Origin of the sequence: Streptomyces sp. NPDC002138, from assembly GCF_040296485.1 — a bacterium.
Lineage (GTDB): Bacteria > Actinomycetota > Actinomycetes > Streptomycetales > Streptomycetaceae > Streptomyces.
The window spans coordinates 1-1,047 of the sequence record NZ_JBEOXE010000174.1; the positions used below are offsets into that span (position 1 = coordinate 1).

Sequence of the window (1,047 nt, forward strand, 5' to 3'; positions counted from 1 at the left end):
CTTCGCCTTCTCATACTCGGCAGCGACCTCATCCACCGCGGCGACCAACGCCTCGGGAATGAACTTGCCACCGAAATCACCGAAATATCCCTCGGTGTTCGGGACCACTCCCTCCGCGTCCGGGAAGAAGGAACTGGTGCTGGTCATGACGGGGTCTCCTCGGTGTTGTTCTCGGCGTTCTTCAGCTGCGTCACCAGCGCCGCCGGGTCCGGCGAGCGCATCAGCGTCTCGCCGACCAGGACCGCGTCCGCGCCGTCCGCGCGCAGGCGGCGGGCGTCCGCCGGGCCGCGTACGCCGCTCTCGGCGATCAGCACCCGGTCGGCCGGGACCTGCGGGCGCAGGCGGCCGGTGAGACCGAGGTCCATGCGGAAGTCGCGCAGGTCGCGGTGGTTGACGCCGATGTTCACGGCGCCGAGGGCGAGCGCCGTGTGCGCCTCCGCCTCGCTGTGGACCTCGACCAGGACGTGCAGGCCGAGGCCGGTCGCGTACGCGTACAGCCGGTCCAGCCGCTCCTCGGTCAGCGCGGCGACCACGAGCAGGACCGCGTCCGCGCCGAAGGCCCGGCCTTCGGCGATCTGGTACTCGTCGACGATGAAGTCCTTGCGCATGACGGGCAGGCCGACGGCCTCCCGTACGGTCGCCAGGTCCTCGGGGCGGCCGCCGAAGCCCTCGGTGTGCGCGAGGACGGACAGCGCGCAGGCGCCGCCCGCCTCGTAGGCGCGGGCCAGGTCGGCGGGGCGGTAGTCGTCGGTGAGCGGGCCCTTGAGCGGGCTGCGGGGTTTGAGCTCGGCGATGACGCCGAGGCCGGGGGCGCGCAGGGCCGCGCCGAAGTCCCGTACAGCGGGAGCCTCGGCGGCCCTGCGCTCGATCTCGGCGAGCGGGACCTCGGCGCGGCGGGCCGCGGTCTGGCGGTGCGCGGCCTCGATCAGCTCGGCCAGCAGGGTGCCGCGACCGCCAACCTCGGCCGCCGGTGCGGGCGCGGCCTCGGCCGCCGGTGCGGGCGCGGGCGCGGATGCCGGCGCGGGCGCGGATGCCGGTGCGGGCGCG

The 1,047-nt window shown here is 74.8% G+C and carries 1 protein-coding gene and 1 pseudogene; both read right to left on the bottom strand.

Translation table 11 applies throughout. The annotated features are described in order from the left end of the window. A pseudogene (locus tag ABT084_RS37910) lies at positions 1 to 147 on the bottom strand (tryptophan synthase subunit beta); the annotation flags it as partial. Next, positions 144 to 941 carry an indole-3-glycerol phosphate synthase TrpC gene (gene trpC, locus ABT084_RS37915; protein WP_351054416.1) on the bottom strand — a complete coding sequence of 266 codons (798 nt, stop codon included), beginning with the start codon at positions 939 to 941 and terminating at the stop codon, positions 144 to 146. The pseudogene ABT084_RS37910 and the gene trpC, both read right to left, overlap by 4 nt. Positions 942 to 1,047 lie beyond the last annotated feature (106 nt).